Raw genomic sequence first — 23,305 nt, 5'->3', positions numbered from 1 at the left:
GGGAAGATAAAAAAGAGCCTTCCCCCTCTGGGGGAAGGTGGCGCGGAGCGCCGGATGAGGGTATAAGGAGTTAATTTGTACGAGAGAATTTATGTGTGCCACACCTTTTATCATGTGTATGTGGCATGCCTTAAGGAATTTCATATTTTACATGAGGTAATGAGAAGCGAGGACGGCTTTTTTGCAAAGGAAAAGGCTGGAATTGGCAGTGATATGGCAGGCCGTGCCACCCTTGTGCTCTCCAAAATGAGTAACAAGTTCGGCTCAATGGTAGAAAGAGCAAGGGAGTGCGGACTTTTTGAAGAGGTAATAGAGTATGATGAGAAGGTTGATACCTTTTTCCCTGAGCTTAAGCCTCTTCGCACCAATACGGGAAGCCTTGCCAAGAACATGATCAACAGGATTAAGTTCTGTAAGCGCTTTGCACAGCTTCAGGAGAAATATGTGCCTGTTAATTTCAAGAAATATAAGGATATTTATGTGTTCTGTGATTCGGATCCAATAGGCTATTATCTGAATTACAAGAAGATAAAATACCATGCCCTTGAGGATGGTCTTAACTGTATTAAATACGGCGATCAGGCTAGATATGACAATAACGGACATTTCAGGTTTAAGGCCTGGCTTGCTTCCACGGGACTTATTTTTATACAGAACGGCTGGGGAAAATACTGCATAGACATGGAAGTAAATGATATATCCATATTGGATTATCCATGTCCCAAGTATATTGAGGTTCCAAGAGAGCCCCTTGTTGAGGAGCTGACTAGGTCCGATAAGGAGCTGATGCTTAAGCTTTTTGTGGAAAATATGGATGAGCTTACTTCCCAGCTTGAAGAGGGTAAGGATAAGCCAAGGGTGCTTATTTTATCTGAGCCTTTATGCGATCTTGAGACCAGGGAAAGACTCTTTAGAGACCTGGTGAATGAGTACGGCAAGGTTAACGGTAAGGACGCTGTTGTTATGATCAAACAGCATCCAAGGGATTATCTTGATTACAAAGAAAAGTTCCCGGATGTGATCCTGCTTGCGGGCACATTCCCCATGGAGATGCTCAACTTTATCGAAGGGCTCAAATTTGATAGACTAGTATCTGTATATACAGTTGTTGATTCAATAAAGTTTGTGGACGAAAAGCTGTTCCTTGGTGATGATTTCATGGATAAGTATGAAGCACCTGAGATTCACCGTTTAAATGAACAGATAATAGATGATTAAATGGGAGAAACATGAAAAAGATTTATCAAAAGATGATGGTGCTTTTGGATAAGCGCCAGAAAAAGCAGATGGTGCTTATTGTATTAATGATGCTTTTGGGAGGCCTTCTTGAGACTCTCGGAATTGCCATGCTGCTTCCTGCAATGACAACAGTAATAGATCCCGATAAGGTATCGGAGAATGAGAAGCTTTCAGCAGTTTATAACATACTTGGCTGCACCAGCATCACGCAATTTGCAATAATTATCTTTGTGGCCCTGATAGTGGTTTTCATTGTAAAGAACATTGTTCTGTTTTTTATAAATGTGGTTCAGCTCAGGTTCGTTTATACCAATCAGTTTGCCACATCAAGACGCATGATGATCAACTTCATGCAAAGACCTTATGAGTATTATTTAAATGCTGACACTTCTGTTATTCAGAGAAACATAACCTCTGATGTAAACAATATGTACGGTCTCATTTTGAGCTGCCTTCAGCTCACTTCAGAGATGATTGTTTTTGCATGTCTTGTTATCATGCTTCTTTATATTGATGCCAAGATGACACTGTCTATCGCAGTTTTGCTGGTGACGGTGCTTTTGATAATAAAGTTTATTATTAAGCCCATCATGGTTAAGGCAGGTCAGGATAACCAGGATTATTACAGCGGACTTTTCAAATGGATTGAGGAGTCTGTAATGGGTATCAAGGAAATTAAGATCGCCAACAAGGAAAACTATTTCATAAACGGTTATGCGGATTGCGGTGCCGGTTATGTTCATGCGGTACAAAAATATAATCTCTACAATTCAACTCCAAGACTCCTTATTGAGACCATAAGTGTTGCGGGAATGGTTGGATATATGCTCTTTGTAATCACAAGGGGCGAAGCTTTGAAGGATATGGTGGCTCTTGTAGGTGTCATGGGTGCCGCTGCCACAAGGCTTATTCCAAGTGCCAACAGAATTAACAATTATCTTACTTCAATCGCATATTTTGAGCCCTTTTTTATGAATGTAAGTGATAATCTCCAGCAGGAGATAAACGATGGCTCTGTTTCATACAATGCAGAAGATTACAGGGAAATGAAGGAAGTAGAAAAGCTTCCTGTTCATAAGACTATAGAGCTTAAAAACATCACCTATCACTATCCAAATTCAGAGACCTATGTTCTTAAGAATGCGGATATGGAGATACCTGTAGGTAAGGCTATAGGTATCGTAGGTACGTCAGGAGCAGGTAAGACCACCATAGTTGATATTATGCTTGGCCTTTTGAAAATCGAGACAGGTGAGATTCTTGCTGACGGCGTTGAGATAAGAGAGCATTATCCTCAGTGGCTTAAGAATATCGGTTATATTCCTCAGACTATTTTTATGCTTGATTCCACTATCAGGAAAAATGTGGCCTTTGGAATTCCGGATGAGGATATTGATGATAACAAGGTTTGGGCTGCTCTTAAGGAAGCTCAGCTTGATGAATATGTAAAGGGACTTCCGGATGGACTTGATACTACAATCGGAGAAAGAGGTATAAGACTTTCCGGCGGACAAAGACAGCGTATCGGTATTGCAAGGGCGCTTTTTGAGGATCCTGAGGTACTGGTTCTCGACGAGGCAACCAGTGCTCTTGATAACGAGACCGAGGCTGCCATCATGGAATCCATTAACAGACTCCATGGCAAGAAGACACTTGTAATAATCGCACACAGACTTCAGACCATTGAGAAGTGCGATATGGTATACAGAGTAAATGGTCAGAAGGTTACACAAGAAAGATAACAGACTTGGGGGAAACAGAATGCTGACACTGACAGCTGTTAGAAACGAGATTTTCAGACTTAAAAAATATCAGGAACCCATGGAGAAGTGGCTGTTTCCACTGATCATATTTTTCTATCCTTTTATAGGAGTTGCCCAGGGCGTAGATGTGACTGATACCACCTACAGCCTTGGTAATTATGTATATTCCGGTACCATAGATCCCATGTGGTTTCTGGCTACATTTATTCCGAATCTTATAGGAAAGCTCTTTACGATTCTTCCTGGTGGAGACGGAATGCTTGGAATGAATATCTATTGCACGATTTTCATCTGCATAACTGCTCTTGCATCTTACTATATGCTGCAGAGATGGATTCCCGGATGGATGTCATTCCTTGGCGAGATGATAGCAATAAGCCTTTGCTGGTGTCCCAGAGTTATTCTATATAATTACATGACATACATGTTCTTTACACTGGGGATTCTTACACTTCTTCGTGCAATGACCGATTACGAGAAAAAGGCATATAAGTTTGTCCTTGCAGGAGTATTCTTTGGTCTCAATGTCATGGTGAGATTTCCCAATATTGTTGAAGTCATTTTGATTTTGACCCTTTTGTATTACGAGATACTTCATAAGAGAGAGAAGGAAGTAATCTTGAAAAAGCTCGGACTTTGCGTTCTGGGATTTTGTATTGGATTCTTGGTTCCGTTTATTATCATCTGCATAGTTTACGGATTTAGTGCATATCCGCAGATGATTGGATCATTGTTTGCAATGTCCAAAGGTGCCAGTGATTATTCCAGTGCGGGAATGGTAACATCAATTCTCTCCGCATGGCTTAACAGCTTAAGACACATGCTTATAATTATGCCGTTCATGATGGCTGCTGCTATTCTTCTTTTGCTTAAGCCGGGACAGTATTACTGGATTAAGAGATTACTGTATGTGGCTGGGCTTCTCGTGCTTGTAAGATATTTCTTTAAGAGCGGAATCATTACCAGAAGCTATTTCTACTATGACAGTATGTTTGAGCCTGCAATGATGTTCCTTATTGCCGGTCTTGTTTTCCTGGTACTTGGTGTTACTCCGCTCCTTCATGGTCAGGCTTCTGAAAGATCATTTTGCCTTGCTTCGATACTTATCATATTGATTACTCCTCTTGGAAGTAACAATTATACCTATCCTGTTCTCAACAATCTTTTCATTGTGGCGCCTGTAATTCTGTGGATGTTCAGACGTGTAAGGCAGGCAGCAGGTGTAAGTGAACTTAATTTTACATGGAAAGCCGTGTTTGTAACACTACTTACCGTATTGTGTATTCAGGGAGGTCTTTTCCATATCTGCCATAGCTTTGTGGATGGAACAGATGGTGAAAAGAGAAGTGCTCTTGTGGGTTCACAGGATATTCCTAGGGCAGCAGGCATGCATACGACACAGACCAATGCACAGACTCTTTCTGATCTCTATGAGTTTTTGTGTGATAACGGCCTTCAGAATAAGAAGCTTTTGCAGTTTGGCAAAGCTCCCGGACTTTCATATTTATTTAGAATGGAACCTGCTATTTTCAGTACATGGCCCGACCTTGATTCCAATACTGTCGCAAAATTCGAAGAGGCACTTGAAGCCTATGGAGGCGCAGATGTTGATGAGCTTCCTGTTGTTATCGTGAACCCCGATCTCGAGGGTGAAGTGCTGGCAGAAGAAAAGTGTGACCTTTTATTGGACTTCCTTCATAGTTTTAAGTATAATAATGTCTTTGATAACGGTCGATTTATTGTTTATGCAGTTTCTGAATGATTAAAGGCACAGTTTTTCAGAGACGGAAGGAAGAAAAGAGGAATTATGGAATTAAATGAAACACCAAAGAAGGATATCTTTGACAAGATCATGTCACTGCCGGTTCTGAATATATTTGAACCTTTATATAAAAAGTATAAAGAAGGATTATTGTATTTATTCTTTGGAGGACTGGCATTCTTTTTAAGTATTTTTCTTTTTTGGTTTATGGATAGTGTGATGCACATGAACGAGGTGCTAAACAACACCATTGACTGGGTTATATGTGTGGCATTTCAGTTCTTTACTAACAGGACCTGGGTGTTTGACGGTAAAGTTGATACGAAAAAAGATTTCTTAAAGCAGGCAGGATCTTTCACTGCAGGAAGGTTATTTACACTTGTAGTAGAGGATCTGTTGATATTTATCTTCATAACATTGTTGGGATTTGCCAAGATGCCTGTAAAGCTGGCAGCGACTTTTGTTGTTATAGTTCTTAACTATTTTATCAGTAAGCTGATAGTATTTAAGAAAAAAGAGGATTAACCTATGCGTATAAATTTTAATGTACCTCCCTATACAGGGAAGGAAATGGAATACATAAGGGAATGCGTAGAGAACCAGAAGATTTGCGGTGACGGCATTTATACAAAGAAGGATAATGAGTGGTTTGAAGAGAAAACAGGCGTAAGCAAGTGCCTTCTTACAACTTCATGTACTCATGCCACTGAGATGGCTGCTATTCTTGCAGGTATCAAGGAAGGTGATGAAGTTATCATGCCTTCATATACCTTTGTGTCCACTGCCAATGCATTCGTGCTTCGTGGCGCAACCGTAGTATTTGTCGATATCCGACCGGATACCATGAATATTGATGAGAAGCTTATCGAGGATGCTATTACACCTAAGACAAGGGCAATCGTTCCCGTGCATTATGCAGGTGTTGGCTGTGAGATGGATACCATTCTTGATATTGCAAAGAGACATAATCTTTTTGTGATTGAGGATGCTGCTCAGGGCGTTATGGCTACCTACAAGGGCAAAGCACTTGGTGCCATCGGCGATTTTGGTAATTACAGCTTCCATGAGACCAAGAATTACAGTATGGGTGAAGGAGGAGCCCTCCTTCTTCGTGATGAGGATTTTGTCAATGATGCGATCATCATCAGAGAGAAGGGTACCAACAGAACTCTTTATCAGCTTGGTAAGGTTGATAAGTACACCTGGCTTATGCCCGGATCATCATATCTTCCCAGTGATATGAACGCAGCTTATCTGTATGCTCAGCTTCAAATGGCTGATGAGATAAACAATGACAGAATTGCACATTACAACAGATATATAGAAGAATTTAAACCTCTTGAAGAGGCAGGACTTATAGAGCTTCCTTATGTACCCAAGGAGTGCGTACACAATGCGCATATGTTTTATATCAAGTGCAAAGATGGCGAGGAGAGAGGTCATCTCATAGATTATTTAAAGAGCAATGATATCCTGCCGGCTTCACATTATGTACCGCTTCATACATCTACTGCGGGACTTAAGTTTTCAAGATTCCATGGTGAAGATAAGTACACCACAAAAGAGAGTCTAAGGCTCCTTCGTCTTCCTATGTATTACAAGCTTACTCAGGAAGATCAAGGTGAAGTAATTCAGAGAGTTAAGGAATTCTACAAGGCAGTTTGATAAGTCGTTTTGAAGATAATGGGGAAATCGGAGAAAAGACTGATAGTATGAATAATTTTAGTGAAAACAGAAAACGTAATTATATAAGCACAGGTCTCATGGTTACTGCATTTGCGGTAGCTGTGGGACTTTTGTACGGTTATTTCTATGATCTTAACGACGATGTCCTCATGAAAGATATTCTGTCAGGTGTTTATACAGGAAAGCCTGAAGGACATAATATTCAGATGCTTTATCCTGTCAGTCTTATTATAAGTATTTTCTACAGGATAATTCGGGCAGCGGACTGGTATGGATTATACCTTTTGGTATGTCAGTATCTGAGCCTTTCGCTGATCATAGATTTTGTAGCAGGTAAAACAAAGAAGACTCTTAAGGCAGCAGCCTTTGTTCTTCTTATCTGCTCATCCTTGATGCTGGGGCATTTTGTTATAGTCCAGTATACCTTCGCCGTTGCCATGATGTGCGGTGCTGCGGCGGTTCTGATTGCCGAAGGCAGGGATAAGATGGCGATGGCATTTATTGTTGTGGCATTTCTTACAAGATCAGAGATGACGCTTCTGATGCTGCCTATGGTTATGCTGGTTTTGTTTTTTCGATTCATTGATAATTTCAGGGAAAGCGGCGCGTTTAAGAAGGCACTTACCTGCTTTTTAATGATAGTAGCAGGGCTCCTTGTGTCGGAAGGCTTGCATTTTGCAGGCTACAGCTCAGCGGGCTGGAGGGAGTTTAATTCATTTTTTGACAGCAGGACTGAGGTTTACGATTTTTATCAGGTGCCTGATTATGATGAAAACAAAGAGTTCTACGATTCGATTGGTCTTGATAAGACTGAGTATGAGCTTTTAATAAATTACAATTTCGGACTTGATGATGAGATAAACGCAGATACCATGAAGAAAATTGCTGAGTATGCTGCATCCATCAAGCATGAGGAGAGTATATTATCAAGGCTTAAGACGGCTCTTCCAAAGTATTTCTACAGGTTAAGAAGCGTATCGCTTCCAAAGAGCTTTGAGTATCCCATGACGGATTCACCCTGGAACATTGTCACGTTTTTGCTCTATCTGTACGTGATAATAATGGGATGCATGGCCATGAAAAAGTCAGGGGTAAGGGATGGCGTTATTTTACTTGGCAAGGCGGCAGTTCTTTTCCTTGGAAGGAGCAGCTTATGGCTTTATATCCTTGTCAGAGGAAGAGATCCCATAAGGATTACCCACTCTCTTTATATGCTGGAGATCATTGTGCTGGTAACTGTTATAGCAGGTATTCATGCAGGCGATGGTACTGAGGAATCAGAAAGCAAGCCGTTTTATAAAAAGCCGTTAAATATTCTTGCTGCCATTTTGGCGGTTGTTATGCTTATTTACATACCTTTTCAGGCAGGAGTTACCGGCAGGGAATGTACGGGCAGGCGAGAGTATAACGAAGTATATGAGATCCTTGAGAGTTATTTTGAGGAGCACTCAGAGAATTTCTACTTTGTGGATGTGTATTCCTCTGTAGCTTACGAGGATAACGGTTATACCTATTCTCAGAAGATGTTTGATACCCATGGGAATAAAGGCTCTAACAGTATTTTGATGGGCGGCTGGGCCAGCAAGAGTCCTATTGAAAAAAAGAAGCTGGCAGCTCACGGACTTTCTGAAAACATGCAGGATGCTGTGCTTGCACCTAATAGCTTTATTGCTGCTGATAAAGATACTGATATGCAGTGGTTTACCGGCTATTACGAAGCAAAAGGTATCAGTGTTTCTTTGAAAGCGGTTGATGAAATTGCAGGTGAGTTTGTTATTTACATGGTGAATGGATAATGAAAATTGGAGTCCAACATATTTTTGGTTGGGACGCTTGGGATTTGGAATATGGTAAAAGAAGGAAGCAAGGTATTCTTACGAAAAATCACATATGATGATACGCCCTTTATAGTTAAGTGGCGAAATAATGAGAGGGTAAGGAACAATTTTATCTACAGGGAAGTCTTTACCGAAGAAGGTCATAACAGCTGGATGAAGAATAAGGTTGAGACAGGAGAAGTTATTCAGCTGATTATATGTGAGAAGGAGACCGGAAGACCTGTCGGAAGTGTCTATCTTCGCGATGTGGATATGGACCTTAAGGAAGCTGAGTACGGCATTTTTATAGGCGAAGACGATGCGCTTGGAAAGGGCTATGGCAACGAAGCAGCCACCCTTATGTGTGAATATGCTGCAAGGGAAATTGGGTTAAAGAGACTTATCCTCAGAGTTTTCACGGATAATGAGCCTGCAAGAAAGAGCTATGAGCATGCCGGGTTTGTTAAGACAGAGGACCTCCCCGGTGTAGAGTGCTCTGATGGCGAAGTCAGGGACATGATTCTGATGGAAAAGAAATTGGCAGATATGGTAGAATAATTCTATGCATAAATTAGTAAGTTTTATTATTCCGTGCTATCGCTCGGAGAAGACAATTGAAGATGTTATAAACGAGATTGAAGGCGCAATGGACATGCTTGTGCTTTACAGCTACGAGATCATTCTTGTGAATGACTGTTCTCCGGATAATACCTGGCAGAAAATATGTGAGCTTGTAAAGGAGCATGATGAGATTCGCGGCTATAATCTGGCGAAGAATTTTGGTCAGCACGCAGCTCTTATGGCCGGTTTTAATGAGGCTAAGGGGGATATTATTGTCTGCCTTGATGATGATGGACAAACGCCTGCCGATGAAGTCGGTAAGCTCTTATATCAGATAGAGATGGGAGCTGATGTGGTTTATGCCAGATATGGACATAAGCAGCACAATCTTTTCAGAAATTTTGGCACAGCCATGAATGAATGGATGGCTCATGTGATGCTTGGTAAGCCCAAGGATCTGTTTGTATCCAGCTATTTTGCAGCCAGAAGATTTGTTGTTGATGAGATGGTGAAGTATAAGAGCTCGTATCCTTATGTTATAGGTCTTGTTCTTAGAACTACCAGAAATATCGTGAATGTGGATGTGACTCACAGAGCGAGGACTGTAGGCAGCAGCGGATATACTTTTTCCAAGCTTTTGGCTCTGTGGATTAACGGATTTACGGCATTTAGCATCAAGCCCCTTAGAATTGGGACTATGATGGGCGGCCTGATCGCATGCTTTGGCTTTTTATACGGAATATATACCATAATCAAGAAGCTTTTGTATCCTGACCTTCCGATTGTCGGATTCAGTGCTCTGATGTCTATGATGACATTTATGAGCGGAATGATAATGATAATGCTCGGACTGGTGGGCGAATACATTGGAAGAATATATATTTCTCAGAATAATAATCCGCAGTACGTGATTCGCGACGAGGTTACACATGAGGAATCAAAGTAATAGAAATAAGACCTGGCAATTGCCGGTCTTATTTGGCGTATTGCTGTCCCTTTCAATAACCTGGGGATATCAGCTTGAACACTATGATCATATCGTTCTTACGGATATAAAGAGCGCCGGAATATTTGCAGCGCTTGCGGTTTTGTTTGCTCTTTTGGTTCAGTTTAGCTGGAGTCGCCTTGACAAAAGAGATGCCAGACTAAGTCACAGCGAAGAACAGATACATGTGGTTCATAAGAAGGAAATGAGTAAATACAAGGGATACGACAGAGGCTGTTTTCTTGCGGTATGGTTTGCCATCGCCTTATTCAGCTTCATTGTGCTTCTTGGCGTTTACCCGGGCTTCTTTGTATATGATGCCCAGACAGAGGTTACTGAGGTTCTGACAAGGAGCTTTAATACGCATCATCCGCTATTGCATGTGCTTATGCTTGGAGGCAGCGTTGCATTTTTTCACAAGCTGACAGGCAGCTACAATGTGGGAATATTTGTCTATACCGTCCTTCAGATGCTTATAATGACATGGATTTTTACCTATATTATCAGCTTCATGAAAAGGCATGGCGCAGGCAGAAAGCTAAGAACTGCTACAGCACTGTTTTTTGGTGTTTTTCCTACAGTTGTTATGTACACTTTGTGCTCCAGTAAGGACGGCCTTTTTTCGGCATTTCTGGTGCTTACGGTTATTCTGATTCTGGAGTGGGAAGAGCTTACAGGTAATGATAAAAGGAAATGCAAGCAGAGACAGATAGTAGTAAGTGCTCTTCTTATGATGCTCTTTAGGCATAACGGCATGTATGCCTACCTTGTATTTGCAGTGTTTGTGCTGATAGCAGGCAGGGAGAAGCATAGAAAGAACACAGTTAAGAATGGAAGAAGGTTCTTTTTGATCCTTCCGATTATTCTGTATCTTGCTATAAATACTGTGATGGGGGCTGCGCTTAAGGCAGAGAGCGGTGAGCATCAGGAGATGCTTACGGTGCCAATTCAGCAGCTGGCAAGGACTTATGTATATGAGGGCGATGAGCTTTCACAGGAAGATAAGGATGCGATTGTCAGTTATATAAGCGAAGAAGGTCTGTCACACTACACGCCCAGAATATCTGATATATTGAAGATGTATTTTGATAATTCTTTGTATGAGAGTGACAGATTAGGCTTTTGGAAGCTTTGGGGCAGACTTTTTATTAAGCATCCCATGTGCTATGTTAATGCATGGTTTTTGACGTCTTACGGATATTGGTATCCGGGGGCTGTAATAAACGTATATCAGGGGAATACGGTTTTTACTTTTACTTACAAAGACAGCTCATATTTTGGATATGAGGTTGAACTTCCGGGGGAGAGAACGTCATTTATTCCCATTATTGATGAGTTTTACAGGAAGCTTTCAATTGAGAAGTTTCAGCAGAATATACCTGTGATATCACTTTTATTTTCACCTGCTGCATACTTCTTTGGATGTCTTTATTTGTTTTTGACTGCCCAGCACAGGAAAAAGAACCTGCTCTACCCATATCTGCTTATTATGCTGGTGTGGCTTACAGTGCTTCTTGGACCTACATATCTGGTTAGATACGTTGTATATTTGTGGTATATTATTCCTGTTTTGTTTCAGATTGGAGCATTGCAGGTGGAGGAATTATGAGAAGAACGGTTGTGACAAAACAGACGGCTGCAAGAGCTGTTATTATACTTTTTGCTTTGCTTACAGTGCTATCTGTGTTTCCTTTTAGAATCTGGCAGAGGACCATCAGTGAGCATAGTGATGCTGAGGTTACTTCAGTTTCAGACAGGGTAAATGATTATCATGATGTGGTGCAGAAATTTATTGCACAGTACGACAGGATTGAATCAATAGATGTATTTGTAAATGAGCTTGAAAGAGGTCAGTATATGTCTGTGGTAGTATACAAGCCTACCATGGAAGTGCTTTACGAACGATATGTTTATCTTGGGGATAAGACTATTCCGGGATATGTTACTATCCCTTTGGAACTGGATCTTGAGGTTGGGGAGACCTATACCATTCTTTTAAATGGATGCTTTTCTTCATACAAAGTGGGATATAGCACCTACGATCCCGCAAGATTTCCTTATGTGCTTTCTTTTGCATATCATGACACTGAAGTAGGCGGAGTAAGTCTTACAGCAGTTTATAATTATGAGCAGCCGATTACTAAAAAGGCGTCACTACTTATAATACTTGCAACCATAGTTGTTGCAGCTATTTTATGTCTCCTGGTATCAGTGGTATATGGCGGCAAGAGAAATAAGCTTGTTACGGTTCACAGAGTTATCAGATTTGTGGGTAATCCCATAGCGGTTGCTATCACAGCTATTCTTATGGTGATGATATTTCCGCTTAAGATATTTGATGAGAGAATGATAGACATTGTGTTTTATGAGGTCGGAGTTTTAATCTGCGGCTTTTTCATGCTGTATGCTATCAACCATGAAAACGATGCGACTCTTGATGTAAAGCTTTGGCACAATGCTTTAAACTTCATAAAAATGAGTACGATCGCAGCAGCGGTGTGGTTCTGCTGTGAGTATATGAATGCTTTTTATACTATTTTCCAAAGTATAGCAGAGCGCAAGGAGATTATTTGCCTTCTTATTTTCCTGTGTCTGTTTATTCCAAGAGAAAAGGTGCTTAAGATATACAATCTTATCTACTGCGCGGTTGCTGTTGTTGCAGGAGCTGTTTACAGAAATACTCATCTGATGGCAGACACCGAGAAGGAATATGACCTTCACAACGCAGCAACGACTTACGGTGTTGTAATCGTAATTCTCTTTGGATTCTTACTTTTGAATATCCTTATTGAAATTGTTCGCATGGTTAAGGATAGAGGTTCAAAGAAAGGAACAAAGACTTCTTTGACGGTTATGGCTTTCATCACTGTTTTGCTTTTTGCAGCCATGGCACTTTTCAGAAACACCAGGTGGTGGGGCGTAGTACTGGCAGCCTTTGTGCTTCTTTTGATGTTCTGTTATGGAAGATTTTGTCATGCAGATAAAGAGAGCAGAAAAGGATATCCCGAGCTTGTTATGGGAGGTCTCCTTCTGAATTTTGTGGTATCCATGCTATACTGCTGGGCTTACAGAATGTTCCCTGCGTTTAATACCGGAAGATTTCCTTTTGTTTTCCACACTGTTACGGTAACAGCAGAGTATATGACTGCTATGGAATGCGTGTCTATGGTGCTTTTGGCATACAAGATTTATGATACCAGGGATATAAAGCGGTTCGGTGACAGATTCAGATATCTTTGGAAGGAATTCATTCTGTTTGGCTTTGTAAGCGCATACATGATATTTACTATTTCAAGAACCTCATACCTTGCATGTATCGTGATGTTTCTGTTTGTTTGTATAGTAACTACCGCGGATAATAAAAAGGGAAAGCTTATGTATTTCCTAAGGCAGGTTGTAACCATGGCCTTTGCTGTTATCCTGTGTTTCCCTGCGGCATTTACCATGCAGAGAATACTCCCTGCGATTTCGGCTCATCCCAAGACCTTTATTATTGAGGGTTCGAATCCCGGATTAAACGGTGGTGGCAATCCGGGCAGCACACTTTTTATGAATGTTGAGAGATTCGCTGATCTGTTTTGTGAAAAGATACTTGGCGCAGACCTCATTAATTACAACTATCCGGAGGATAAGTACAATTACGACGAAAAGGGAAGACCAATCTATGGCCAGAACGGTGTAAAGCTTACAGAGGTTCAGGCTGAATTCTGTAAGGTTGAAATCAAAGATCTTCTTGAATCAGCGCTTACTTCTGAAGATGACAAACAGTATCTTCTTGATACAGCGGGCTACGAGCTTGGGCTCGATCAGCCGCAGGAAGAGGAAGAAACAGTAGAGACTGTAGAAGTAACAGAGGAAGCTCCACAGGAGCAGAATCTTTCAGATGGTATAGAAGAGTTCTCAAACGGAAGAATCACTATTTTCAAATCATACCTGCAGCAGATGAATCTGTGGGGACATGAGGAAATGGGAGCTGAGCTTCCTTCCGGTGAAATAGCTGTTCATGCCCATAATACTTATCTTCAGGTTATGTATGATAATGGAATAATTACGGGAATACTTTTTGCAGGGCTTGTCCTCATTTCCATTGTCTCAGGATGGTTGTATTACAGGAGATATAAGGGAGAAATTCCGGGAGCCCTTCTTCCCGGTGCCATGACAGTATGTTTTGCGGTAGCTTCAATATCCGAATGGGTATTCCAGCTCAGCAATCCAATGACTATTGCTCTTATGCTGTCACTTATGCCTCTTTGCATGAAAGAGCAGAAAAAATAAAATTGTGGTATTATAGACTATTATGAATTCAGAAAAGAAACCATTTAACTATGCAAAATTTTATAGAAGAGCAGGTCTTATCGTTTATGACGTTATCAGCATAATAGCAGCCGGCTATATTGCGCTGCTTATGCGATACGAGTTCAACATAGATCTGGTGCCCACGGAATTTATGGTTCCGGTGACGGAGTTTATGGGGATAAATATAGTCCTCACTATAATTGTATTTTATTTTTTCAGACTCTATCACAGCTTATGGGCTTATGCAGGTGAGACAGAGCTGCAGAACCTTGTAATGGGCTGTGCGTCCTCAGCTGTTATTAGCGCCATAGGACTTCAGTTTTTCAGGGTGGGAAGACAGCCTGTTCCGCAGAGCTATTATTTTCTGTATTTCTTCTGGCTTATGTCTTTCATTTTTGTAAGCAGATTTAGTTACAGATTTTTAAGAAGTGTTAAGCATAAGTCTGAGAATAAGAAGAATTCCACCTCTGTAATGGTGATTGGTGCCGGTGAAGCGGGTAATGTCATCATAAAAGAGATTGTTAACAGTAACTATTCCACAATGGTTATCAGATGTATCATCGATGATGACCGCAGTAAGTGGGGACATTACATTCAGGGTATCAGAGTAGTGGGCGGACGCGATAAGATTATCGAGTGCGCGGATCTCTATGATATAGAAGAGATAATAGTTGCGATTCCTTCTCTTTCAAGAAGTGATATGAGAAAGCTTCTTGATCTTTGTAAGGAGACCAACTGTAAGCTTCGTTCACTTCCAGGTGTTTATCAGCTTGTTAACGGTGAAGTCAATGTTTCAAAGCTCCGCGATGTTGAGGTAGAGGACCTTCTTGGCCGTGATCCCATTGCGGTTGATCTTGGACAGATTGCAGGATATGTCAGTGGTAAAACCGTACTTGTTACAGGCGGTGGCGGATCCATCGGTTCCGAGCTTTGCAGACAGATTGCTAACCACAAGCCGGGCAAGCTTATAATAGTAGATATTTATGAGAACAATGCCTACGATATTCAGCAGGAGCTTAAAACAAGGCATCCTGAGCTGGATCTTGAGGTTCTTATTGCATCTGTCAGAAATACCAACAGAATTAATAAGATTTTTGAGACCTATAAGCCGGATATTGTTTACCATGCAGCGGCTCACAAGCATGTACCGCTTATGGAGGACAGCCCGGGAGAAGCTATCAAGAACAATGTATTTGGTACATTTAAGACAGCCATGGCAGCAGCTATGAACGGCTGTAGCAAGTTTGTAATGATATCAACAGATAAGGCGGTTAATCCCACCAACATCATGGGTGCAAGTAAGCGTATCTGCGAGATGATAGTTCAGACCTTTAACAAGCATTATGATACAGAGTTTGTTGCGGTTCGTTTTGGTAATGTTCTTGGTTCCAACGGCTCTGTTATTCCGCTTTTTAAAAAGCAGATTGCAGCAGGAGGACCTGTTACTGTAACAGACCCTAATATCATCAGATACTTTATGACCATTCCGGAAGCCGTAAGTCTTGTGATGCAGGCCGGCGCTTATGCCAAGGGCGGCGAGATATTCGTTCTTGATATGGGAGAGCCTGTAAGAATTCTTGATCTTGCAGAGAACCTTATCAAGCTTTCAGGTTACAAGGTAGGCGAGGATATCAAGATCGAGTTCACAGGTCTTCGTCCCGGTGAGAAGCTCTATGAAGAGATGCTCATGGATGAAGAGGGACTCCAGGAAACAGCCAACAGAATGATCCATATCGGAAAACCCATAGCAATGGACGATATGAGATTCTTTGCTCAGCTTGAAGAACTTAACGGAGCTGCTAAGGCAGAGCACGCAGACGAGATAAGAGAGATTGTTCAGAGGATAGTAGTTACATATCATCCTGAGGATAATGCCGAGGATCATACGACAGAGCATCAGAAAGCGCTTGAGCGTGCTGCGCAGCTCATAAATGAATCGGAGTAAAAATATGGATAACAGATTTGAGGGAATTGAAAGATTTGAAAATAAGGTATGGCTTGCAACACCTACCATGCATGGAGATGAGAGCAAGTGGGTAAATGAAGCCATTGAGACCAACTGGGTTACTACTCTTGGCGAGAACATAAATGAAGTAGAGAGACTTGTTCAGGAAAAGATCGGCAGAAAATATGCCATTGGTCTTAGCGCCGGAACAGCGGCTCTCCATCTTGCGATCAGACTTGCCGGCGAAAGGCTCTATGGAACAAAGCCTGCAAATGTGGGCACACTTGCAGGACAGAAGGTTTTCTGCTCTGACATGACTTTCGATGCCACTGTTAATCCTGTAGCCTACGAAGGTGGCGAAGCAGTTTTTATCGATACAGAAAAAGACAGCTGGAACATGAGTCCTGAAGCGTTGGAAAAAGCCTTTGAGATTTTTCCGGATGTAAAGCTTATTGTGGTTGCATATCTTTACGGTACTCCCGGTAAGATAGATGAGATCAGAAGCATAGCAGATAAACATGGAGCTCTTATTGTTGAAGATGCTGCCGAGTCTTTCGGTGCTACCTACAAGGGTGTTCAGACAGGAAAATTTGGTGACTACAGTATAATTTCTTTTAATGGAAACAAGATCATCACCGGTAGTTCAGGTGGAATGCTCCTTACTGATTCTGAAGCTGACTGCCACAAGGTCAGAAAGCTCAGCACACAGGCCAGAGAAGATGCGCCCTGGTACCAGCATGAAGAGCTTGGCTACAATTATCGCATGTCCAATATTGTTGCCGGTGTTATCAGAGGTCAGCTTCCTTATCTGGATGAGCATATTGCTGCTAAAAAGAGAATATACGAAAGATATAGGGATGGATTTAAGGATCTTCCGGTATCCATGAATCCTATACCGAATAACACTGAGCCTAACTACTGGCTCAGCTGCATGATAATTGATGAGGATTCGATGTGTCCTCAGGTAAGGTCTGAGAGAAAAGCGCTTTATAACTCAGAACCCGGAAAATCATGCCCTACTGAGATATTAAACAGCATGGCGCAGTTTAATGTAGAGGGAAGACCTATCTGGAAGCCCATGCACATGCAACCTATTTACAGAACAAACAGCTTCGTTACCATCCAGGGACTCCTGCGAGGCAGAAGCAATGCTTACATAGATGAAGGTAAAGCGGTTGATGTAAGTATGGATATCTTTGAAAGAGGCTTATGCCTTCCTTCAGATGTAAAGATGACCGAGCATGATCAGGATATTGTAATTGACATAATACACAGATGCTTTAAGTAAAGAGGAATTCGATAATATGAGCCTTTCCCGCTCGCATAAGAGAAACAGAATATTGCTGATTGTGGATTTTGTATCACTAAGCATTGCTTACATCGCTATGATCACCTTGAGGTTCAACTGGCATTTTACCAAGAAATGGATGGCGCCTCTTTATGGCATGATCTTTGTAGTAGAGGTTATGTTTGTAGTGCTTGTGGATGTATACAGAAGCAGACGCAAGAATTACAGGAACCTTGAAGACTGTGACCCTGTCGAGGTATTCAAAGTTGTTTTTGAGAATCAGATACTTCAGTTTGCCTTTCTGCTGGTTGTGCTGATGATAACTCAGAACACCTACTATATGTCACGACTGGCTATGGCTTATCTGGTGATCTTCAATGTCATATTTGTTCTTGCCGGCAGGCTTATCTACAGATTCATTCTTAGAAAGAAGGGGAATCCAGAAAGGCACAGAAGAAAGCTTGTGGCTTTGGTATATGAGTCAGACAGGGAAGTACTTCAGGGACATCTTAATGAACTTGGAATTGAGTATGAGCTTGAAGGTATATTGAATCTGGATGCAGCGTATCCGAGAGAATCAGTCAGAACTGAGAATGATAACATAGAACAAAACAGAAACGAGCTCATCAGCCGTATAAAGGAGATTGGCTGCAGCGATGCATTTGTATGCATTCCCAATAAGCCTATGAATGATACGGCAGATTATATAAGAAAAGATATCGTAGGAAGACTTTGCGATATAGGTGTGAATACCTACTTTGGTCTTTCTCTCGACGGTATTTGGATTACAGGAAATCTTATAAGAGATATCGGTTATTATCAGGCAGCATATTATTCAGCTATGGTGAAAAGATGCAGAGTTCTCGGAGTGAACTTTGCAGTATCAAATGTAGAGAATGCCGTCTTATATGTAAGAAGTCATATTAAGTCTCTTATTGGAAAATACATTTGCTTTTGTAATGTACATACGACAGTTGAAGCAAGTGAAAACGAGGATTACATGAGTATCCAGAACGGCTCTGTACTGACATTCCCCGATGGACAGCCAATCGTTAATCTGATCCAAAAAGCGGGATTCGTCAAAGCTGAAAGAATTGCCGGACCTGACTTCATGGAAGCCATGTTCAAATCCACAATGGATGGAAAGGTTTCACACTTTTTCTATGGCGCTTCCGAGGAGACCATAGAGCTTCTGAAAGAAAAACTACCTGCCAGATTCCCCGGTATGGATATAAGAGGATACTATTCACCACCATACAGAGAGCTGACACCGGAAGAAGACGAAGAAGTAATCGATATGCTCAACTCATCAGGAGCAGATCTTATATGGATAGGACTTGGTGCTCCCAAACAGGAAAAATGGATGGCTGCACATCAGGGTCAGCTTAGCGGAGTTATGCTTGGTGTCGGTGCAGGATTTAACTTCTTTGCAGGGAATATCAAAAGAGCGCCTGTATGGATTCAGAAGCTCGGTATGGAATGGCTCTACAGACTGTTTCAGGATCCAAAACGTCTTTTCAAGAGATACCTTGAGTCAAATGCAAAGTTTATTTGGAAAGTCTTTTTTCTGAGGAAATGAAACAGTGTATGTTTTTTTGCGTTTCCGCTATGCTGCTTTAAAGCGTGTGAGTGTCCGCGGTGCAAAGACAAAAGTACGCCAAAGCTTGACTTTTTTTAATCATTTGATATAATTTATTGTCGGCTGTTGGATAAGGCTTTATTTCTGGGGTTTTTAGTTAATGAGTATTTTACGAAATCCGTACAAGGGAGACTTTGATCATGCTCCTGAGTTGGATAAAAGGGGTAGGTTCCGAGACAGATTTTTCTATAAAGGGGATATCTATCTACTTCCATTTGATGAGAATGTTAAAAGGAAAACCTATCTGCCGTGTGTTTTATACGGCCTTGGTATGTTTGCGGCTGTAATTCTGCAAGGAATGGTAAATCAGACGTCATCACATACTTTATGGGTTGTTGTTCCATATTTCTTTCAGTTTTTACCTGTACTTTATTATATGGTAGGAATTCTGGAATATGCCTGGTCGACTCCCAGAATGACAAGACCGCAGTACGACAAAGGTATCGGACGTATGCATTTTTGCGGAATAGCAGTGATGGTACTTGCGATTATAAGCTCGTTATGCGAACTCCTTTATCTGATCATCAGAAGAGGGCAGTATGAATTAAGAACAGAGCTTATTTATTTGGCTTTGCACATACCGGTTATTTTAATAGCAGTTTTATTTGGAAGATATTACAACAGACATTTTGCTGACATTACTATAGAAAAGAATACATAAGTGTTTTGAGTTATTGAGGTGACAACCACTGTAGTGGATGCACATATATCACTTTGGGGAGAACCCCGGAATGGAGGGCACTATGAAAAAGTTAGGCAAACTTCTGGCACTTGGACTTGCCGGAACAATGGTTGCATCAGCTGTAGGCTGTGGCGGCGCTACAAACACAGGCTCAGATACTGCAACTACAGAGTCTGCAGATCAGACAGAATCTACTGCAGATGCTTCAACTGAGGAGAGCACTGAAACTGCAGAAGCAACAGAAGCTGAATCCACAGAAGAGGCTACAGATGCTGCTGAGAGCACAGGAAGCGGCGCACCGCTCGTTATTGGAGAATCTGAGTTTTCTGAGAAATTCAGTCCTTTCTTCAACACAACAGCTTATGACATGAATGTATCAGCTCTTACACAGGCTGGTCTTCTTATGACAGACCGTCTTGGTGAGATTGTTTACAACGGCATCGAGGGTGAGACCAAAGAGTACGACGGTAACAGCTATGAGTACAAGGGAACATCTGACGTTGTTGTTACTGAGAATGAAGACGGATCAGTTGATTACGACGTAACAATGCGCGATGACATCAAGTTCTCCGATGGTGTGAATGCTACTATCGATGATGTTATCTTCTCAATGTATGTACTTGCAGATCCTTCATATGATGGATCATCATCATTCTATGCTCTTCCTATCACCGGTATGGAAGCATACAGAAAGGGTTCTGACACACTTTTCAACCTCCTTGTGAGTGCAGGTGAGGACAACACAGACTTCACATACTTTACAGAAGATCAGGCTAAGAAGTTCTGGGAGACAGATTATCCCGCAGCTAAGGCTAAGTTTGTTCAGGATATCGTTGATTATATCGGCGACAGCAAGATCGATGATGCTGATGTTGCAGCTAACGCTTTTGCAAACGCACTTGTTTCATGGAACCTCGCTTCAGCTGAAGACGGTAAGGTAACAGGTTCTTCAGGTAAGGCTTATGACATCAAGGGCGGCGATGAGTTCGGCGTAGAAGAGTTTTGGACAGAGCTCTTAGCAGCTTACGACGGAGACGTTGCAGCAGCTACTGATGCTGAAAAGGCTGGCGACAGCTTCCTTGACATCCTTGGAGATGAGTACAAGAACGCTATCGAGACCGGAGAATCAGCTAAGAACATCGAAGGTATCCAGAAGACCGGTGATTATTCACTTCGTATCCACATGGACAAGCTCGATGCTACAGCTATCTATGATATCGGTGTTGTAATTGCTCCTCTTCACTACTATGGTGATGAGTCCAAGTATGATTATGACAACAACATGTTCGGATTTGACAAGGGTGACCTTTCAGTTGTTCGTTCTAAGACAACTCAGCCTCTTGGTGCCGGCCCTTATGTATTCGATAAGTACGAGAACAAGATCGTTTACTTCAAGGCTAACGAGAACTTCTATCAGGGTGCTCCTATTATCAAGGACGTACAGATGAAGGTTACAACTGATGCAGATAAAGAGCCCGGTGTAGTTCAGGGTACTCTTGATATCGCAGAGCCTCAGGCTAACAAGGCTTCTCTTGAGCAGATTGCTGGCGAGAACTCAAACGGTGAGCTTTCAGGTGATGTTCTTTACACAGCACTTGTTGATAACCAGGGTTATGGTTACATCGGTATGAACTCTGAGAACGTTAAGGTTGGCGATGATCCTTCAAGTGATGCATCCAAGAACCTTCGTAAGGCTATCGCAACAGTACTTGCTGTACATCGTGACGTAGTTATCGATTCTTACTATGGTGATGCAGCTAACGTTATCAACTATCCTATTTCTAACACATCATGGGCAGCTCCTCAGGCATCTGATCCTGATTACAAGGTTGCTTTCTCAGTTGATGTTGACGGAAATGATATTTACACAGACGGCATGAGCGAGGATGAGAAGTATGAGGCAGCTCTTCAGGCTGCACTTGGATTCTTCGAGGCAGCTGGTTACACAGTAACAGATGGTAAGCTTACAGCAGCTCCTGAAGGTGCTAAGCTTTCATACGAGGCTATGATCCCTGCAGATGGTTCAGGTGATCACCCTGCATTTGGTATCCTTACAGCAGCTCGTGAAGATCTTGAGAAGATTGGCTTTGATCTTGTAATCAATGACCTTTCTGATTCTTCAGTTCTTTGGACTGCTACACAGGGCGGTACAGCAGAGATCTGGTGTGCAGCTTGGGGATCATCAATCGATCCTGATATGTTCCAGGTATATCATACAGACGGTGGTTCTGCTTACATGTACAGAATCAACCAGAAGGAACTTGATGACCTTATCATGGAAGGCCGTTCAACAACTGATCAGGCTGTACGTAAGGCTATCTACAAGGAGTGCCTTGACTACATCGTTGATTACGCAGTTGAGATTCCTACATATCAGAGACAGCAGTGCTCAATCTACGCTGTTGACCGTGTAGACGTTGACAACTCTGTAATGCTTCAGGATCAGACAACATATTACAATTTCTACAGCAACACAAGTGGATTTGATCAGATCCAGTCACTTAAGACAAAGTAATTCGTATTTGGTAATAATTACATAAATACGTGTGACTTAGTCCGTGGGGGCTTTTGCCTCCGCGGACAAGTCTATGTAAAGAAACTTTTTCAGGCAGAAGATATTTTATTTAGAAGGAGTATAAGCAGCAATGAGGAAATTCATCATTAAACGTCTGCTCATATCGGTAGTTTTACTGTTTTTCGTATCAATGATCATTTATGCGATCATGAGATGTATGCCCATTTCATACGTTGAGCAGCAGGCAATGGCTTTATCAACAAAGCCTGGTGCCAAGAGCTATGCAGAATGGGTTGACCAGTTAAATGCCCAGTACGGTCTGGACACGGGGGTAATCCAGGGTTACTTTAAGTGGGCATCAAGAGCAATTGCACTTGACTTTGGCGATTCATGGTTTTGGAATCAACCAGTATTACAAAAATTCAGCAACGTTATTTGGTATTCGTTTGCACTTGGACTTGTAACTTTTATTTTGGAAATTGTGATCGCAATACCTGCAGGTGTAGCAGCAGCAAGAAGACAGTATTCTGCAACCGACTACACAGTTACGGTAATCGCACTTATCGGAATTTCACTTCCGAGCTTTTTCTTTGCGACGATCTTGAAATACATTTTGTCCGTAAAACTTGGTTGGCTTGACCTTTACGGAATTGTTGGCAGATATCACGAGTCATATTCTCAGATGGGCAAGATCCTGGATATGGCTAAGCACATGATCATGCCTGTAATCACACTTACTGTTGTTAGTGTAGGTTCTCTTATGCGTTATACCAGAACCAATATGCTCGAAGTTCTGAACGCTGATTATATCAGAACAGCAAGAGCTAAGGGTGTGTCTGAGGATAGGGTAGTTAACTATCATGCTTTCAGAAACACACTTATTCCCATCGTTACACTTCTCGGTGGATCGCTTCCGGGACTTTTCAGCGGTGCTATGATCACTGAGACATTGTTCCAGATCCCCGGTATCGGATATACATCATATCAGTGCGTTGTGCAGGGAGATATTCCTTTCGTAATGTTCTATATGGTATTTATGGCAGTACTTATTTTGCTGGGTAACCTTATCGCAGATATTCTTTATGCGGTTGTTGACCCGAGAGTAAGAGTAAACTAAGGAAAGGAGG

The 23,305-nt window shown here is 41.7% G+C and carries 16 protein-coding genes; all 16 read left to right on the top strand.

The window, feature by feature from the left end; all coding sequences use genetic code 11:
- Positions 1 to 75 precede the first annotated feature (75 nt).
- The 16 genes from G603_RS0117760 (at position 76) to G603_RS0117685 (ending at position 23,295) form a co-directional block, all read left to right on the top strand.
- Positions 76 to 1,218, top strand: a complete 1,143-nt coding sequence (locus G603_RS0117760; protein ID WP_026671039.1) for a glycosyltransferase family 52 — start codon at positions 76 to 78, stop codon at positions 1,216 to 1,218.
- Between the two features lie 11 nt (positions 1,219 to 1,229).
- Positions 1,230 to 2,981 carry an ABC transporter ATP-binding protein gene (locus G603_RS0117755; RefSeq protein WP_026523385.1) on the top strand — a complete coding sequence of 584 codons (1,752 nt, stop codon included), beginning with the start codon at positions 1,230 to 1,232 and terminating at the stop codon, positions 2,979 to 2,981.
- On the top strand, positions 2,953 to 4,764 hold the full coding sequence (locus G603_RS0117750; RefSeq protein WP_155832712.1) for a hypothetical protein: 1,812 nt from the start codon (positions 2,953 to 2,955) through the stop codon (positions 4,762 to 4,764). Before G603_RS0117755 ends, G603_RS0117750 begins: the two co-directional genes overlap by 29 nt.
- A 45-nt stretch (positions 4,765 to 4,809) precedes the next feature.
- Positions 4,810 to 5,289: a GtrA family protein gene (locus tag G603_RS0117745; protein WP_026523387.1), complete on the top strand. Its 480-nt coding sequence runs from the start codon at positions 4,810 to 4,812 to the stop codon at positions 5,287 to 5,289.
- Between the two features lie 3 nt (positions 5,290 to 5,292).
- The gene (rffA, locus tag G603_RS0117740) at positions 5,293 to 6,429 is read left to right on the top strand and encodes a dTDP-4-amino-4,6-dideoxygalactose transaminase (RefSeq protein WP_026523388.1); all 1,137 of its coding nucleotides are present in this window, start codon (positions 5,293 to 5,295) and stop codon (positions 6,427 to 6,429) included.
- A 47-nt stretch (positions 6,430 to 6,476) separates the two neighbouring features.
- Positions 6,477 to 8,246 (top strand): hypothetical protein, encoded by a 1,770-nt coding sequence (locus tag G603_RS0117735; protein WP_026523389.1) that lies wholly within the window; start codon positions 6,477 to 6,479, stop codon positions 8,244 to 8,246.
- 51 nt (positions 8,247 to 8,297) lie between these two features.
- A complete protein-coding gene (locus G603_RS20980; RefSeq protein ID WP_051197460.1) occupies positions 8,298 to 8,825 on the top strand; it encodes a GNAT family N-acetyltransferase in 528 nt (175 codons plus the stop codon).
- 4 nt (positions 8,826 to 8,829) lie between these two features.
- A complete protein-coding gene (locus tag G603_RS0117725) occupies positions 8,830 to 9,774 on the top strand; it encodes a glycosyltransferase family 2 protein (RefSeq protein WP_026523390.1) in 945 nt (314 codons plus the stop codon).
- Positions 9,758 to 11,422: a DUF6020 family protein gene (locus tag G603_RS0117720; RefSeq protein ID WP_026523391.1), complete on the top strand. Its 1,665-nt coding sequence runs from the start codon at positions 9,758 to 9,760 to the stop codon at positions 11,420 to 11,422. Before G603_RS0117725 ends, G603_RS0117720 begins: the two co-directional genes overlap by 17 nt.
- Positions 11,419 to 14,088 (top strand): O-antigen ligase family protein, encoded by a 2,670-nt coding sequence (locus tag G603_RS0117715; protein WP_026671038.1) that lies wholly within the window; start codon positions 11,419 to 11,421, stop codon positions 14,086 to 14,088. The genes G603_RS0117720 and G603_RS0117715 overlap by 4 nt, the downstream gene beginning before the upstream one ends.
- A gap of 22 nt (positions 14,089 to 14,110) precedes the next feature.
- Positions 14,111 to 16,054, top strand: coding sequence for a polysaccharide biosynthesis protein (locus G603_RS0117710; protein WP_026671037.1), 1,944 nt, complete (start codon positions 14,111 to 14,113; stop codon positions 16,052 to 16,054).
- A 4-nt stretch (positions 16,055 to 16,058) separates the two neighbouring features.
- Positions 16,059 to 17,342: a DegT/DnrJ/EryC1/StrS family aminotransferase gene (locus G603_RS0117705; RefSeq protein WP_242829597.1), complete on the top strand. Its 1,284-nt coding sequence runs from the start codon at positions 16,059 to 16,061 to the stop codon at positions 17,340 to 17,342.
- 16 nt (positions 17,343 to 17,358) lie between these two features.
- Positions 17,359 to 18,921, top strand: a complete 1,563-nt coding sequence (locus G603_RS22965) for a WecB/TagA/CpsF family glycosyltransferase (RefSeq protein ID WP_242829598.1) — start codon at positions 17,359 to 17,361, stop codon at positions 18,919 to 18,921.
- Positions 18,922 to 19,081: 160 nt separating this feature from the next.
- Entirely contained in the window at positions 19,082 to 19,642 is a 561-nt protein-coding gene (locus G603_RS0117695) for a hypothetical protein (RefSeq protein WP_026523395.1), read from the top strand.
- Between the two features lie 82 nt (positions 19,643 to 19,724).
- Positions 19,725 to 22,178: an ABC transporter substrate-binding protein gene (locus G603_RS0117690; protein ID WP_026523396.1), complete on the top strand. Its 2,454-nt coding sequence runs from the start codon at positions 19,725 to 19,727 to the stop codon at positions 22,176 to 22,178.
- A gap of 130 nt (positions 22,179 to 22,308) precedes the next feature.
- The gene (locus tag G603_RS0117685; RefSeq protein WP_026523397.1) at positions 22,309 to 23,295 is read left to right on the top strand and encodes an ABC transporter permease; all 987 of its coding nucleotides are present in this window, start codon (positions 22,309 to 22,311) and stop codon (positions 23,293 to 23,295) included.
- Positions 23,296 to 23,305: the final 10 nt, after the last annotated feature.

Source organism: Butyrivibrio sp. AE3006 (assembly GCF_000424165.1).
Lineage (GTDB): Bacteria > Bacillota > Clostridia > Lachnospirales > Lachnospiraceae > Butyrivibrio.
Note: the sequence above shows the minus strand (reverse complement) of the source record. Positions and strands in the feature narration are given on the sequence as shown.